General features: G+C 69.9%; 12 protein-coding genes. All 12 read left to right on the top strand.

Annotated elements, in window-relative coordinates; translation table 11 throughout:
• A partial coding sequence (gene infB, locus F8M74_RS31175) for a translation initiation factor IF-2 (protein ID WP_163884639.1) occupies window positions 1-2,668 on the top strand: 2,668 nt, incomplete at its 5' end.
• 117 nt (window positions 2,669-2,785) lie between these two features.
• On the top strand, window positions 2,786-3,394 hold the full coding sequence (locus F8M74_RS31170) for a DUF503 domain-containing protein (RefSeq protein WP_141256320.1): 609 nt from the start codon (window positions 2,786-2,788) through the stop codon (window positions 3,392-3,394).
• Complete coding sequence (gene rbfA / locus F8M74_RS31165) at window positions 3,391-3,750, top strand: 30S ribosome-binding factor RbfA (protein WP_013938669.1); 360 nt, start codon at window positions 3,391-3,393, stop codon at window positions 3,748-3,750. The genes F8M74_RS31170 and rbfA overlap by 4 nt, the downstream gene beginning before the upstream one ends.
• Before the next feature lie 32 nt (window positions 3,751-3,782).
• On the top strand, window positions 3,783-4,652 hold the full coding sequence (gene truB / locus F8M74_RS31160; RefSeq protein WP_141256319.1) for a tRNA pseudouridine(55) synthase TruB: 870 nt from the start codon (window positions 3,783-3,785) through the stop codon (window positions 4,650-4,652).
• Between the two features lie 209 nt (window positions 4,653-4,861).
• Window positions 4,862-5,131, top strand: a complete 270-nt coding sequence (rpsO, locus tag F8M74_RS31155; protein ID WP_011552156.1) for a 30S ribosomal protein S15 — start codon at window positions 4,862-4,864, stop codon at window positions 5,129-5,131.
• A 384-nt stretch (window positions 5,132-5,515) separates the two neighbouring features.
• Window positions 5,516-7,684: a polyribonucleotide nucleotidyltransferase gene (gene pnp, locus F8M74_RS31150; protein WP_141256318.1), complete on the top strand. Its 2,169-nt coding sequence runs from the start codon at window positions 5,516-5,518 to the stop codon at window positions 7,682-7,684.
• Window positions 7,685-7,847: 163 nt separating this feature from the next.
• Complete coding sequence (locus F8M74_RS31145) at window positions 7,848-8,645, top strand: hypothetical protein (protein ID WP_141256317.1); 798 nt, start codon at window positions 7,848-7,850, stop codon at window positions 8,643-8,645.
• Between the two features lie 6 nt (window positions 8,646-8,651).
• Entirely contained in the window at window positions 8,652-9,662 is a 1,011-nt protein-coding gene (locus F8M74_RS31140) for a M23 family metallopeptidase (protein WP_171410398.1), read from the top strand.
• A gap of 68 nt (window positions 9,663-9,730) precedes the next feature.
• Window positions 9,731-10,186: a dUTP diphosphatase gene (dut, locus tag F8M74_RS31135; RefSeq protein WP_141256315.1), complete on the top strand. Its 456-nt coding sequence runs from the start codon at window positions 9,731-9,733 to the stop codon at window positions 10,184-10,186.
• Window positions 10,187-10,295: 109 nt separating this feature from the next.
• Window positions 10,296-12,827 (top strand): bifunctional serine/threonine-protein kinase/formylglycine-generating enzyme family protein, encoded by a 2,532-nt coding sequence (locus F8M74_RS31130; protein WP_141256314.1) that lies wholly within the window; start codon window positions 10,296-10,298, stop codon window positions 12,825-12,827.
• Entirely contained in the window at window positions 12,824-13,768 is a 945-nt protein-coding gene (locus F8M74_RS31125; RefSeq protein WP_171410397.1) for an ABC transporter substrate-binding protein, read from the top strand. The genes F8M74_RS31130 and F8M74_RS31125 overlap by 4 nt, the downstream gene beginning before the upstream one ends.
• The gene (gene purB / locus F8M74_RS31120; RefSeq protein ID WP_090492021.1) at window positions 13,765-15,078 is read left to right on the top strand and encodes an adenylosuccinate lyase; all 1,314 of its coding nucleotides are present in this window, start codon (window positions 13,765-13,767) and stop codon (window positions 15,076-15,078) included. Before F8M74_RS31125 ends, purB begins: the two co-directional genes overlap by 4 nt.
• Window positions 15,079-15,103 lie beyond the last annotated feature (25 nt).

Raw genomic sequence — 15,103 nt, 5'->3', positions numbered from 1 at the left:
CACCGAGGCCCCTCAGGCCCCGGTGGAGGCTCCCCGCGCTGCCGTGCCGGCTCCCGCCGCCGCGCAGCCTCGTCCCTCTGTTCAGGAGAGCACCACCTTGCCCCAACCCCCCCCACGCTCACCGGTACCGCCGGCAGTCCGGACGTCTTCGAGCACTCCTTCGTCCGCGACCGTCGTCTCCCGGGGCCCCGCGCCTGGCTACCAGCAGCGTGGTGGACCCGGTGGTGGTCGTCCGGGTGGCCCGGGTGGTCCGGGTGGTCGTCCCGGTGGTCCGGGCGGCCCGGGTGGTCGCCCCGGTGGTCCGGGCGGCCCGGGTGGTCGTCCCGGTGGTCCGGGCGGCCCGGGTGGTCGTCCCGGTAGTCCGGGTGGTCGTCCGTCCTACCAGGGACCGGGCTCCTATCAGGGCTCCGGGCGTCCCGGTCAGGGACCGGTGCGTCCGACCTCGGCGCCCGGCACGGGTGTGCAGGCCTCGGCCTCGGCTTCTCCGACGCCGCAGGGCCCCACCATCATGGTCGGCGGCGTGCCGCACGCCCAGGTGTCGCCCACGGGCACGGCCCGTCCCACGGCGACCCAGGCCGTCGTCATCTCGCGCCCGCTCATCCAGGTGCGCCGCGTGACGCCCACGGCCGGTCAGGCCAAGCAGTACCCCATGGCACCGGGCCGCACGGGCATCCCCGAGCGGCGTGAGTACAAGGTGGTCCCGGACCACCTGGGCCGTGGCCGCGAGCTGGTGGACGTCTCCAAGAACAAGGAGCGTGGCCAGCGCAAGCGCACCAGCGGTGATACGCAGAGCGTGTCCAAGCAGGAACTGACGGACATGGTCTGGGGCCGCGTCACCATCCCCATCCGTGGCAAGAAGCGCAAGCCCACGAAGAAGGGCGCCAAGACGCAGATCACCCAGATGGCCGAGGAGAAGAAGGTCATCAAGCTGCAGGAGGGCATCTCCGTGTCCGACCTGGGCCAGCGCATGGGTGTGCGCAGCGCCGAGCTCATCAAGAAGCTGATGGGCCTGGGGAAGATGGCCACCGCGAACCAGCTGGTGGACGCGGACACTGCGGAGATGATCGCCGGCGACTACGGCTGGAAGATCGACCGCGTGGGCTTCGAGGTGGAGGACTACCTGCCCGAGGTGGAGGCCCGTCCCGAGGACGAGCGTCCCCGTCCGCCGGTCGTCGCCATCATGGGCCACGTCGACCACGGCAAGACGAGCCTCCTGGACGCCATCCGGAAGGCCAGCGTTGCCCAGGGTGAGGCCGGTGGCATCACCCAGCACATCGGCGCTTACAGCATCAGCACCGCGCGCGGTGACGTGACGTTCCTGGACACGCCGGGCCACGAGGCCTTCACGTCCATGCGTGCCCGTGGCGCCGACGTGACGGACATCGTGGTGCTGGTGGTGGCCTCGGACGACGGCGTGATGCCCCAGACGGTGGAGGCCATCAAGCACGCGAAGGCGGCGGAGGTGCCCATCGTCGTCGCCATCAACAAGATGGACTTGCCGGCCGCGAACCTGGACCGCGTGAAGAAGGACCTGGCCACCCACGAGCTCGTGCCGGAAGAGTGGGGCGGGGACACCATCATGGTGCCCGTCTCCGCGAAGACGAAGGAGAACCTGGAGCTCCTGCTGGAGAACCTGGCCCTCCAGGCCGAGGTGCTCGAGCTGACCTCCAACCCGAGCCGTCCGTCGGTGGGCGCCATCATCGAGGCCAAGCTGGACCGCGGCCGTGGCCCCGTCGCCACGGTGCTGGTGCAGGAAGGCACGCTGAAGCTGGGTGACGCCGTCGTCACCGGCTCGCACTACGGCCGCGTCCGCGCGATGACGAACAGCCGCGGCGAGCAGGTGAAGGAAGTGAAGCCGGGCTACTGCGCCGAGGTCGTCGGTCTGTCCGGCGTGCCGGGCGCGGGTGACGCCATCAACGTGGTGGCGGACGAGAAGGCGGCCAAGCAGATCGCCGAGCACCGCAACATGAAGGAGCGGCAGACCGAGCTGTCCAAGGTCAGCCGCGAGTCCCTGGAGCAGCTGTTCGCCAAGACGAAGGCGGGCGGTGGTCCCAAGGAGCTGCGCGTCGTCATCAAGGCGGACGTGCAGGGCTCGGCCGAGGCCGTCAGGCAGGCCGTCCAGAAGCTCTCCACCCACAAGGTCAAGGTGGAGGTGGTCCACTCCGGTGTGGGCGCCATCACCGAGGGCGACGTGATGCGGGCGGCGGCCTCCAAGGGCGTCGTGCTGGGCTTCAACGTCAACCCGGAGTCCGGAGCGGAGGCCGCGGCCAAGGCCCAGGAAGTGGTGCTCAAGAGCTACTCCATCATCTACGAGCTCATCGACGGGGTTCGTACGGAGATGGAGGGCCTGCTGGAGCCCATCCGCACCGAGCGCAAGCTGGGCCGTGCGGAGGTGCGCAACACCTTCAACGTGCCGCGTCTGGGCACCATCGCCGGTGCGGCGGTGCTGGATGGCGTCATGAAGCGCGGCGCCATCGTCCGCCTCATGCGCGAGAACAAGCAGCTGTTCGCCGGGAAGATGGCGTCGCTGCGGCGCTTCAAGGACGACGTCAAGGAAGTCGCTCAGGGCTTCGAGTGCGGTATCGGCATCGAGAGCTTCAACGACCTCAAGCCCGGTGACATCATCGAGGCGTACGAGATCGAAGAGACTCGGCAGAGCCTGACCTAGTCGCAGGAGAGCCCCGGCGCCTCCCTGAAACCCTGGGAAGACCCCATCTTCCCAGGGTGCTGATGCCCGGGTTGCCACGGCCTTCAGGCGTGGCCACCCGTGGCAAGGGGGACATTCATGTTCGTAGGTGTTGCACGCCTCACCCTGCAGATTCCGGACAGTGGCTCGCTGAAGTCCAAGCGGCAGGTGCTCCGCCGGGTGACGGACCGGCTCAAGGCCCGCTTCAACGTGGCGGTGGCCGAGGTCGAGGACCAGGATCTCTGGCAGAAGGCGTCACTGGCGCTCGCGGTGGTGGGCAACGAGCGACGCCACGTGGACGAGCAACTGGAGAAAATCATCCACTCCGTCGAGGAGATGTACGTCGCCCCGCTGTTGTCGCGGGAGACGGAAATCCTCGGCTTCGGGGACCAGCTCTTCGCGAGCGGCCAGGCGGCCTCGCGAGGTTCCTTCTCGGCGCGGGCCGTGGATGAGGACGCGGAGGAGTTGGACCTTTCCCCGGAGCAGGCGGCGGCGCATTCGGAGGCCGCCATTGCTCGCTTCCTGCGTGGCGAGCGCGGCTCGCTCGCGGAGGCGGAGGGGTTGGGAGAGTGGGAAAGCCGCCATGAAGGTGGCATGGATGGCGGCACGGGCCGCCCGTCTCCGTCGAGCGGTGGACGGATGACGTTCGACGAGGCACGGGCTCGGGCCCGTTCCCTGCGCAACCCGCGAGACTGGGAGAAGAAATGACGACGCATTCCCGACCGGAGCGCGTGGGGCAGGAAATCCAGGCGGCCATCGGTGACTTGCTCACCCGGGGCATGCTGAGGGACCCGCGCATCGGCTACATCACGATTACAGGCGTGAAGGTCTCCCCGGACCTTCGCGTGGCCCGTGTCTTCTATTCGATGATGGGCAGCGAGCAGGAGCGGGCGGACACGCAGAAGGGCCTGGAGGCCGCCAAGGGCTTCGTGCGCCGCGAGGTGACGTCCGCCGTCAACCTGCGCGTGTCGCCGGAAATCTTCTTCTCCTTCGACGAATCGGTTGGCGAAGGTGACAAGATTGACCGCCTGCTGCGCGAAGTCCGAAACAAGGAAGGCTGGTAGGTCCAGCTCCGGGCCTCCACGATTGGCGTGCCATGGACGGCGTCCTCGTCATTGACAAGCCCACCGGCCCCACGTCGTTCGACGTGGTCCGCCAGGTGCGTTCGCTGCTTCGCCTGAAGAAGGTGGGCCACACGGGGACGCTGGACCCGCTGGCCACTGGAGTGCTGCCGCTCTGCCTGGGGGAAGCCACCAAGGTCGCGGGCTTCATCACCGAGGGCGACAAGGCCTACGACGCCACGGTGCGTCTGGGCTCGGAGACGGACACCCTGGACGCGGAAGGGCAGGTGACGGCGCAGGCGCCCGTACCAGCCCTGACGCCCGCGCTGATTGAATCCGCGTTGGCGCGCTTCCGGGGCACTTTCGATCAGGTCCCACCCATGTATTCGGCCGTCAAGGTGGGCGGGAAGCGGCTCTACGAACTGGCCCGTGCGGGCGAGGAAGTGGAGCGCGCGGCCCGCCAGGTGACGGTGTACGAGTTGGTGCTGCGGGACTTCTCCGCCGAGCGCCTGCAGCTGTCGGTGCGCTGCTCCAAGGGCTTCTTCGTGCGCACCCTGGCCCAGGACGTGGGCCGGGCGCTGGGCTGTGGTGCCCACCTGGAGGCCCTGCGGCGCACCGCCAGTGGCCCCTTCACCCTGGCGCAGGCGCTGCCGTTGGCGGACGTGCCGGAGCTGCTGAAGGAGGGCGCGCTGGCCAGCCGGCTGATGACCATGTCGCATGCGCTGGTGGAACTGCCGGAGGTACGGGTGGGCGCCGCCGATGCCAAGCGCGTCTCCCACGGTGTCCCGGTGGAGGTCCCCGCCGGGAAGGTGGGACGGGTGCGCGTCATGGGCCCGGACGACGCGCTGCTGGCGGTGGCCGAAGTGGCTGGTGGCCGCCTGCGCTATCTGCGCGTCCTGGTGTAACGCCGGGATTTTTCGCGGGGTTGTGGCTGTACCTCTTCTCACGGTCCCGGACTTTCCGGGGCTGGCGGGCAGGCGTCGAAGGTTGACCCCACGGGGGGTGAAGCTTATAAGCCCCCCGCTCGTTAGATGGATGCACCCGGTCTGTACCCCTCCGCGGACCGTGGTGACGCGAGCAGCAACCTCCACCGGAGCGGGCAAGGAAGAGTCTCATGTCGCTGCACCAGGAGCGTAAGTCGGAGCTGGTGTCGAAGTTCCGGACCCACGAGTCGGACACGGGTTCCCCCGAGGTCCAGGTGGCGCTGCTGTCCGAGCGCATCACCATGCTCACCGAGCACTTCAAGACGCACAAGAAGGACCACCACTCCCGCCGCGGTCTGCTGAAGCTGGTCGGTCAGCGCCGCCGCCTGCTGGACTACCTGAAGTCCAAGGACGTCGCGCGGTACAAGAAGCTCATCGACGGCCTCGGCATCCGCAAGTAGGCAGTTGAGCAGGACCCGGGGCGCTGGCAGAAACCAGCGCCCCGCGCGTTTAGGACGTAGGCCGTAATGCAGTGACGTGAAGCAGTCGAAGCGCGGTGGGTGGAGGCGGGCAAGGGAGTGGTGGCTGCGGAGGTTTTGGTTTCCGTTCGGATGGGCTGACCGCGGTCGGCCCCTGCGACCAGGGATCAAAAGTTCCGAGACATCCCTCCGGCGCTCCGCAAGCGCCCTCCGCAGTACATGCTGGCGGTTGCCTCAACTGGCGCCTGTTCCAGGCCCTGGTGACCGCTCATACACCCCGAGGGCCCTCCCGGGGTGCCGGGTCCATTTCTCGGACCGGGTGCGCGCGGTGGGGTCTTCGCCCCTGAAGGATCCAGAGGCACGGACATGTTGAAGAAGAGCGTCAAGATTGGCGAGAGCGAGCTGAGCATCGAAGTGGGTCGTCTGGCGAAGCAGGCCGACGGTTCTGTGGTGGTCCGCTATGGCGACACCATGCTGCTGGTGACGGCGGTAAGCGCCCGGGAGAAGAAGGACATCGACTTCCTTCCCCTGACGGTGGAGTACCAGGAGAAGCTGTATTCGGCTGGCCGCATCCCCGGCAGCTACTTCAAGCGCGAGGGCCGTCTCACGGAGAAGGAGACGCTGGCCAGCCGCCTGGTCGACCGCTCCTGCCGGCCGCTGTTCCCGGAAGGCTACGCGTACGAGACGCAGGTCATCGCCAGCGTCATCTCCTCCGACCCGGAGAACGAGGGTGACATCCACGGCATCACCGGCGCCTCCGCGGCGCTGTGGGTGTCGGACATCCCGTTCGACGGCCCCATCGCCGGCATCCGCGTGGGCCGCGTCGGCGGTCAGCTGGTGGCCAACCCCACCGCGAAGCAGCGCGAGCAGAGCGACCTGGACCTGGTCATGGCGGTGAGCCGCAAGGCCATCGTCATGGTGGAAGGTGGCGCGGAGGAGGTCTCCGAGGCCGACATGGTCGCGGCGCTCGACTTCGGCTTCAAGACGGCGCAGCCCGCGCTGGACCTGCAGGACGAGCTGCGGCGCGAGCTGAACAAGCAGGTTCGCTCCTTCGAGAAGCCCGCCGCCGTGGACGAGGGCCTGCGCGCCAAGGTGCGCGAGCTGGCCATGGACGGCATCAAGGCGGGCTACGGCATCAAGGAGAAGGGCGCGCGTTACGAGGCGCTCGGCAAGACGAAGAAGGAGGCGCTCGCCAAGCTCAAGGAGCAGCTGGGCGACGGCTACACCCCCCTGGTGGAGAAGCACGCCAAGTCGGTGGTGGAGGACCTGAAGTACGAGCACATGCGCGAGATGACGGTCAACGGTGGCCGCATCGGCGACCGTGGCCACGACGTGGTCCGTCAGATTACGTGCGAGGTGGGCGTGCTCCCGCGCACCCACGGCAGCGCCGTCTTCACGCGCGGCGAGACGCAGGCGCTCGTGGTCACCACGTTGGGCACCAGCGATGACGAGCAGCGCCTGGAGATGCTGGGCGGCATGGCCTTCAAGCGCTTCATGCTGCACTACAACTTCCCGCCGTTCAGCGTGAACGAGACGAAGCCGCTGCGTGGCCCGGGCCGCCGTGAAGTCGGCCACGGGGCGCTGGCGGAGCGCGCGCTGCGCAACATGGTGCCGAAGAGCGAGTCCTTCCCGTACACGGTGCGCCTGGTGTCGGACATCCTGGAGTCCAACGGCTCCTCGTCCATGGCCTCTGTCTGCGGCGGCACGCTGGCGCTGATGGACGCGGGTGTTCCGCTCAAGGCCCCGGTGGCGGGTATCGCCATGGGTCTGGTGAAGGAGGGCGACAAGATTGCCATCCTCTCCGACATCCTCGGTGACGAGGACCACCTGGGCGACATGGACTTCAAGGTGTGCGGCACCTCGAAGGGCATCACGTCCATCCAGATGGACATCAAGATCACCGGCCTCACGACGGAAATCATGAGCCGCGCGCTGGAGCAGGCGCGTCAGGGCCGCCTCCACATCCTGGGTGAGATGCTCAAGACGCTGGCCGAGTCCCGCAAGGAGATCAGCCAGTACGCGCCGCGCATCACCACCATCCAGATTCGTCCCGAGTTCATCAAGAACGTCATCGGGCCGGGCGGCAAGGTCATCAAGGACATCATCGCCCGCACGGGTGCCGCGATTAACATCGAGGACTCGGGCCGCGTGGACATCGCCAGCGCGAATGGCGAGGCCGTGAAGGCCGCCATCGCGATGATTCAGGCGCTGACCCGCGAGGCGGAAATCGGGAAGATCTACACGGGCACGGTGCGCAAGATCGCCGAGTTCGGCGCCTTCGTGGAGCTGTTCCCGGGCACCGACGGCCTCATCCACATCTCCGAGCTGTCCGACAAGCGCGTCAAGAGCGTCTCCGACGTGCTGAACGAGGGCGACGAGGTGTTGGTGAAGGTCGTCAGCATCGACAAGACGGGCAAGATTCGTCTGTCGCGCAAGGAGGCCATGGCGGAGCGCGCCGCGCAGCAGGGCGCCGCCGCGGGTGAGGCCGCCGCGCAGCCGGCGCCCGCGCCCACGCAGCCGGACGCCAAGGCCTGATTCGCGCCCGAAAGCCCGGGCTCCTTGATTGAGAGCCCGGCGCTCATGACGCCCCCTTCCGCCACCGCGCGGGAGGGGGTGTTTTCGTTTCGGGCCGGGGTGGCTTAGACACTTCCGGGAGGGCCGTGCGTTGAGGTGCGAGCCCCATCCGCACGGAGGCTGTTTGCCACCTCGACCACCGCCTGCTTCGTCGTCCACGCCCTTCCTGGCGGACGTCTCCCGTTTCCTGGGGGCCTTCCGCTGGGCGTTCATGCCGCTGGGCCTGGTCGCGTTGGTGGCGGTGGGGGTGCATTCGGCGGCGGACACGCTGGATGAACGGTTGCTGGCGCTGGTGGACCGGGTGGACGCGGGCTTCGACGCGCTCGTGGGTCGCTATTCGCTGACGGCGCCCCTGGTGGAGTGGGTATCGCTGGAGCAGCGCACCCGGATTGCGCGCTTCCTCGCGCTCGCGTGGGAGCTGGCCGCGGACGTGGTGTTGGCGCTGCCCGCGCTGGGCTACCGGGAGTCCGCCGCACCGGTTCTGGCGGAGGCATGGCGCGTGGTGCTGGAGCCCCAGAAGGCCGCGCGTCCGACGTGGCGTCAGCTGTGGTCGCGGTGCCTGCGCAAGCCCACGCCGATGCGGTGGCTGCGGCCTCTGGCGACGGCGGCCGTGGTGCTGGCGGGCGCGTGCGCGGTGGCCAAGCTCATCCAGGGCTCGGTGTACCTCTCCTGGCGTGAGCTCTTCGGGGATGGTGTCGCGGACGTGGCGGCGCGGGCACTGGCGGTGGCCTCGCTGGTGGGCGTCCTGGTTTCGCTCGGGTGGCGCGCGGTGCTGCGCAACCTGCAACACGCGGATGCGGTGTGTGAGGAAGCCGGAGGCAGAGCGGCCTTGCGGCGCGGACTGCTGGGCTGCGCGGTGGTGGTGCCGCTGGCCGTGGCGGCGGTGGTGGATGCGACGCCCGTGCTGTCTTTCTTCCGGTAGGTGCCCATGTTCCCGCGCCAGGCGAAAGGACTGTTGGACTTCTGCATGGCGACGCTGTGCTTGTGGGCGGCGTACCACCACACGCCCGCGGGCGCGCTGGTGCGCAAGGCCACGGCATGGGCCACGGGGACGCGCAGCAGCGCGCGGCCCTTGCTCGCGTACTATGACGGCGTCAGCGGCACCTCGCTGTCACCGACATGGGTGGCTCCCGACGTGCCTCTGTCTCGGGCCCTCACGAACGCGGAGGCCCTGGCCTGGGGAACCCACCTGGCGCTCAAGGGCGCCCAGGTGCGAGCCCGCCAGCCCGCGCTGGAGCTGGCCGCGGAGCTGGGCGTCCCCGCCGCGTCGCTGTTGGATCCGCAGACGGGCCCGGCGGCCGCGCGCAGCCTGCACACCGCGCTGGCCAAGGACTTTCCAGGGGAGGAGGCCCGGCTCACGGCGCTCTTCGCGGGCCGCGTCCCCGCGCGCTACGCGCTGGAGCGCGTGGAGGCGGAGGGTGGGGCGCCCACGCTGGAGCGCCTGTCGGGGCAGCTCCCGCCGGGCTTCGAGGACGCGTCCGTGGGCGCCGCACAGGCCCTGGCGCTGGCCACCGCCTTCGGGCTCGCGTGGCCCGTTCATGAGAGTGCGCGTGTAACGAGTCCCTTCGGCGAGCGCTTCCACCCGGTGCTGGGGCGCAGGAAGATGCACACCGGTGTGGACCTGGGCGTGCCGGTGGGGACGCCCGTGGTGGCGGTGGCGGATGGTGTCGTCCGGCGTGCCAGCGAGGACGCCGTGAATGGCCGCGTGCTCGTGGTGGACCACGGGCGGGGCGTCACGACGGCGTACTGTCACAACTCGGAGCTGCTGGTGAAGGTGGGACAGCGCGTGAGCCGGGGAGAACTGGTGGCGCACTCGGGCAACACGGGGCGCTCCACCGGTCCCCACCTGCACTACCAGCTGGAGCTGGCGGCGCGGCCCATGGACCCGCTGAAGTTCCGCACCGCCTTGCGGTCCGTGGCGAAGGACACCGCGCCCTGAGGGGCCGACGCGCGCGGTTGTCACGCCGCCGTGGCACGAAGCGGCGGCAGCTGTGTTAGTCCCAGCGCATGTCTTCCCCCCTCACGGTGAAGGTGCGCCGCGTGCGCACCCATGCGGAGCCCCTGCCACTTCCCCGCTACGAAACGGCACAGGCCGCGGGCCTGGACCTGCGCGCGGACATCGACGGGGAGCGGGTGCTGGGGCCCCTGGAGCGGCTGGCGGTGCCCACCGGGCTCGCGCTCGCGCTACCCGCTGGGTACGAAGGGCAGGTGCGTCCGCGCTCGGGCCTGGCGTTGCGGCATGGCGTCACGCTCCTCAACTCGCCGGGGACGGTGGACGCGGACTACCGGGGGGAGGTGCAGGTCATCCTCATCAACCTCTCCAACGAGCCCTTCACCCTGCGCCGGGGCGACCGCGTGGCCCAGTTGGTGGTGGCCGCCGTGCCGCCGGTCTCCCTCCAGGAGGTGGAGCTGCTGGAGGAAACCTCCCGGGGTGGAAATGGCTTCGGGTCCACGGGACGCTAGTTGCTGACTTCCTCGCTCGGCGTTCCTTGATGACAGGGGAGCGTGCAGAATAAGAGGCTGGGCCTTCCCCCGAGGTGGCCCCCCGACTGCCTCCTGGAGTACGCCAGCTTTGCTTTGCTACCGCTGCGGCAGCCTCGTTCCTGCCTCCCAAGACACCTGTCCCACCTGCGGGCTGAAGCACGATGCCTCGGCGCGTCCTCCCGCCGGGGCGGCTCGCCGGCGCGGCGCGGACGGCGCACCCTACAAGCCAGGGGACGTCGTCGCCGGCCGCTACGCCATCCAGGAAGTGGTGGGCTCCGGGCCCATGGGCTTCGTCTTCCGAGCCCAGGACGAGGAGATTGACGTCGAAGTGGCGCTCAAGGCGGTGCACCCGCGCCTGGTGCAGCAGCCCGAGGAGCGCATGCAGTTCGCGCTGTCCATGCGCGTGGCCAAGAAGCTCAATCATCCGAACCTCCTGCGCGTGTACGAGGAGGGCGTGGATGGGGACCGGCCCTTCATCACCATGCAGCTGCTGGAGGGCATGACGCTGCGCCGGATGATGGAGCAGCGCACCGCGCGGGGGCAGCTCTTCTCGCTGAAGGAAGTGGAGCCGCTGCTGTCGCAGATGGCGGCGGCCCTGGACGCGGCGCACCGCTTCGGACCGCACTCCGACGTCAAGCCGGAGAACGTCATCGTCCTGCCGGACCTGCTCAAGGTGACGGACTACGGCCTGGGCCTGGCCGTGCCGCACCTGCCCTTCGTGCAGGCGCAGAAGGGGCAGCGCGCGGACGTCTACATCGCGCCGGAGTACGTGGGCGGCGGCGAGTTGGACACGCGCATGGACGTGTACTCGCTCGCGGCCATCGTGGGGGAGATGCTCACCGGGCTCGTGCCCGAGGACGGCGTCATCCCCGGTCTGACGATGCACCACCCGGACCTGCCGACCTCCATCGAGGCACTGTACCGGCGCGCGCTCAACTTCAACCCGCTGGCCCGTCCGAAGACGGCGGGTGAGTTCCTCACCGAGTTCTCCAACATCCTGGCGCGCACACCGGCCGCGGTGGTGTCGCGCGCGCGGAGCCTCCCGGCGCCTCCGGGCTCGTCGGCCGCGAACACCGCGAGGCAGGCGGCGAGGCCTCCGCCCCCGGTGCCCACGGGCATGCTCCCGGCCGTGCAGGAGGAGGACCTGCCTCCGCCGCCCGGTGTCGCCGCGCCCAAGCCGCCCGCGCCCATTCCGGACCTGCCGCCACCGGTGGATGCCACGCAGCCGCTGGACGCGGCGTCGCTGGCCGCCATCATGGGACGGGGCAAGCCCGCGGCCTCGCCCGCGCCGCAGCACCTGACGGAACAGGCGCTGCCCTTCATCGCGCCACCCGCCGTCGCCGCGAAGGCGGCACCCTTGGCGCAGGGCAGTGCTTCGCGGCCTGGGTCGTCTCCGCCCGTGCCCTCTCGCTCCACGCCAGCGCGGAAGGATTCCGAGGACGCCAGTGAGCGTGGCGCCGCGTCCGCGCAGGAGGTCGCGTCGAGCCGCTCCGCCGCGCCCACGCAGTTGGATGTCCCCGCGGTGACCGATGGCCGCTCCAGTGCGATGACCCTGGACGAGGCGCCAGCGGTGCCCGCGGGCCGCCCCGCCGCGCCCACGCTGGACGCCGCGCCCGCGGTGGGCCGCTCCCGGTCGCGTGCTCGCGACGGCGCGCAGGACGAGGCGCCATCTCGTCCGCGAGAAGGCGGCGCCGAGGACACCGGCAGCCGTGCTCGCGGCCGTGCCTCCGAGGACTCAGGTGTTCGCACCCGCCGCCGGGGTTCGGAGGTGTCAGACCCGGGCTCTCGTTCCGGCGCGAAGCGGAGCGAACCGTCGGAAGTCTCCAGTTCTCGCGCCGCGCCTCGCGGAGCGGTGCTCACCAGGTCCGCCACGCGCGCGGCGAAGCCCCAGCGTTCCATGTTGAGGTTGCTGGTGCTCGTCCTCGGCTGCCTGGCGTTGGGCGCGGGCGGGGGCTTCCTGGCCATCAAGGCGCTGCAGAAGTCCAGAGGGCAGGGGACGGCGCCTGTTGCCGGGCCCGGTGGCGCGGCAGTGCTGGCGGCGCCCGTGGGCGGCTGTCCCGCGGGCATGCGGCTGGTGAGTGGCGGAGCCTTCAAGATGGGCCGGAGCGACGACGACGCACTGGCCAGCCCGGACGAGCGCCCCGTCGCGAGCATCCAGGTGTCTTCGTTCTGCGTGGATGAGTACGAATTCCCCAACCGGGCTGGCGCGATGCCGAAGGTGGCCGTGGCCTGGGAAGAGGCGCGGGGAACGTGCGAGCGCGAGGGCAAGCGGCTCTGCACGGAAGAGGAATGGGAGAAGGCATGCAAGGGCCCCGGCAACTCGCGCTTCCCCTTCGGCGAGGAGCAGGCCGTGGGCGCGTGCAACACCGCGGCGAGCCCGGGGGGACTGGCGGCCTCCGGGCGCTTCGAGCGCTGCAAGTCGGGCTACGCGGTGATGGACCTGGCGGGCAACGCGGCGGAGTGGACGGCCACCCGTGTCGGCGCCCAGGCCTACGCGCTGAAGGGCGGCGCCTTCGACCAGCCGGACCCGGCGTCACGTTGCTCGGCGCGGAGCAACGGCGTGCCCACCGTGCGCTCGAACGCGGTGGGCTTCCGCTGCTGCGCGAGCGTGCGGCAATGAAGGGCTGCGTCGCCGCGCTCCTCGTCGCGCTGCTGCCGGCGGTGGTCGTGGCGCAGCAGCCAGCCCGTCCCCGCGTGGTGGCGGTGAAGTCCGCCCACCTTGCGCCGTATGCCTCCGTCATCGCCGGCTTCGCGGCGGAGGCCCGGGCCGAGGTGCAGGAGGTCATGCTGGACGAAAGCGCGGGCGCAGCCGCGCGGCTCTTCAAGAAGCTGGCGGCGCAGAAGCCCGCGCTGGTGCTGGCCCTGGGCCCCCTGGCCGCCAACGCCGCACGGCGCTCGCTGGGCGAGGACGTGCCCGTCCTCTTCGCCATGGTGCCCTACTACGAGAAGTACGGCCTGGATGGCGCCAACGTCACCGGCATCTCCCTCACCAGCGACATGGGGCCGGAGCTGGAGGCGCTCAAGGCCGTGTCGCCGAAGGTGAAGCGCGTGGGCATCCTGCATGACCCGCGGTTCTCCGCGGGGACGGTGACGCAGGCCCGCGCGGCGGCGGCCTCGAGGGGCATGTCCATCCTCCCGCTGGAGTTGGAGGCGGGGGGCCGGGCGGAGAAGGCGTTGGACGGCGCGGTGGGCAAGGTGGACGCGCTACTGATGGTGGCGGACAAGACGGTGGGCAACGCGGCGGTCGTCCAAGCGCTCATCGCCTTCGCGGCGGCGCACCGGGTGCCGTTGGCCGCTCTAACGCCCAGTCAGGTGAAGGAAGGGGCCACGTTGGCGCTCTCGCCCAGTCCCACGGCCATCGGCCAGCAGGCCGGGCGGTTGGCCAACCGCATCATCCACGAGAAGGTGAATCCAGGAGCGCTGGCGGTGGTTCAGCCTGAGGGGTTGGACTTGTCTCTCAATCTCACCGCCGCCAGGAAGTTGGGTCCGTCCTCCGACGCCGTGCTGGAACTTCTCCGGCTCGCGGCGCGGCGGGACTTTGCCGTGAAGGTCTACGAGTGATTCCGCGATACAGCCGTCAGGAGATGTCCTCCCTCTGGTCCGACGAGGCCCGTTACAGCCGTTGGCGCGACGTGGAGCTCGCCGCCCTGGAGGGCATGGTGGAGGCCGGGCTGGCGCCCCGCGAGGCGCTGCAGGACTGCCTGGCTCGCGCCGGAGACTTCACGCCCGAGGACGCGGCGAAAATCGAGGAGATTGAGCGCACCACCAAGCACGACGTCATCGCTTTCCTCACCTTCATGGAAGAGCGGGTGGGGCCCAGCGCGCGCTGGCTGCACCTGGGCATGACGTCGTCGGACGTACTGGACACGTCGCTGGCGCTCACCCTGCGTGATGCGCTGGACCTCATCCTGAAGGATGTGGACCGCGTCATGGCCGCGGTGGAGAAGCGCGCCTTCGAGCACAAGCACACGCTGCAGATGGGCCGCAGCCACGGCATCCACGCGGAGCCCATCACCTTCGGCCACAAGCTGGCCATCTGGTACGACGAGCTGCGCCGTGCCCGTACGCGCCTGGAGCACGCGCGGGACGTCATCGCCGTGGGGAAGATTTCCGGCGCGGTGGGCACCTTCGCGCACCTGCCGCCCGCGGTGGAGGAGCACGTCTGCCGCAAGCTGGGCCTCAAGCCCGCGCCGGCCTCCAGCCAGGTGGTGCAGCGAGACAGGCACGCGGAGTTCTTCACCGCGCTGGCGCTGCTGGGCTCGAGCATCGAGAAGTTCGCCGTGGAGATTCGCCACCTCCAGCGCACCGAGGTGCGTGAGGCGGAGGAGCCCTTCACCGCGGGACAGAAGGGCTCCAGCGCCATGCCGCACAAGCGCAACCCGATTCTGTCGGAGAACCTCACCGGCCTGGCGCGCCTGCTGCGCGGTTATGCGGTGAGCGCCATGGAGGACGTGGCGCTGTGGCATGAGCGGGACATCTCCCACTCCTCGGTGGAGCGCGTCATCGGCCCGGACGCCACCATCCTCGCGGACTTCATGCTCATCCGCTTCGCGCGGCTGATGGAGGACCTGCGCGTCTACCCGGAGCAGATGAAGAAGAACCTGGATCTGCTGGGCGGCGTGGTGAACTCGCAGCGCCTCCTGTTGGAGCTGGCGCGCAAGGGCATGGACCGGCAGGCCGCGTACGTCATCGTCCAGCGCAACGCGATGAAGCTGTACGAGGAAGGGCTCGACTTCCGGCAGGCCCTGCTCGCGGACGAGGACCTGCGGAAGATGATGACGCCCGAGGAGATTTCCGACTGCTTCTCTCCGGGCTACCACACGCGCCACATGGACGACGTCTTCCAGCGCGTGTTCGGCCGGAGCGCGTAGGCGCCCCGTGCCGGTGAGGGAGGAG

Source organism: Myxococcus sp. CA023 (assembly GCF_010998615.1).
GTDB lineage: Bacteria > Myxococcota > Myxococcia > Myxococcales > Myxococcaceae > Myxococcus.
The sequence above is the reverse complement of the archived record's forward strand: the minus strand, read 5'-3'. Positions and strand labels throughout refer to the sequence as shown.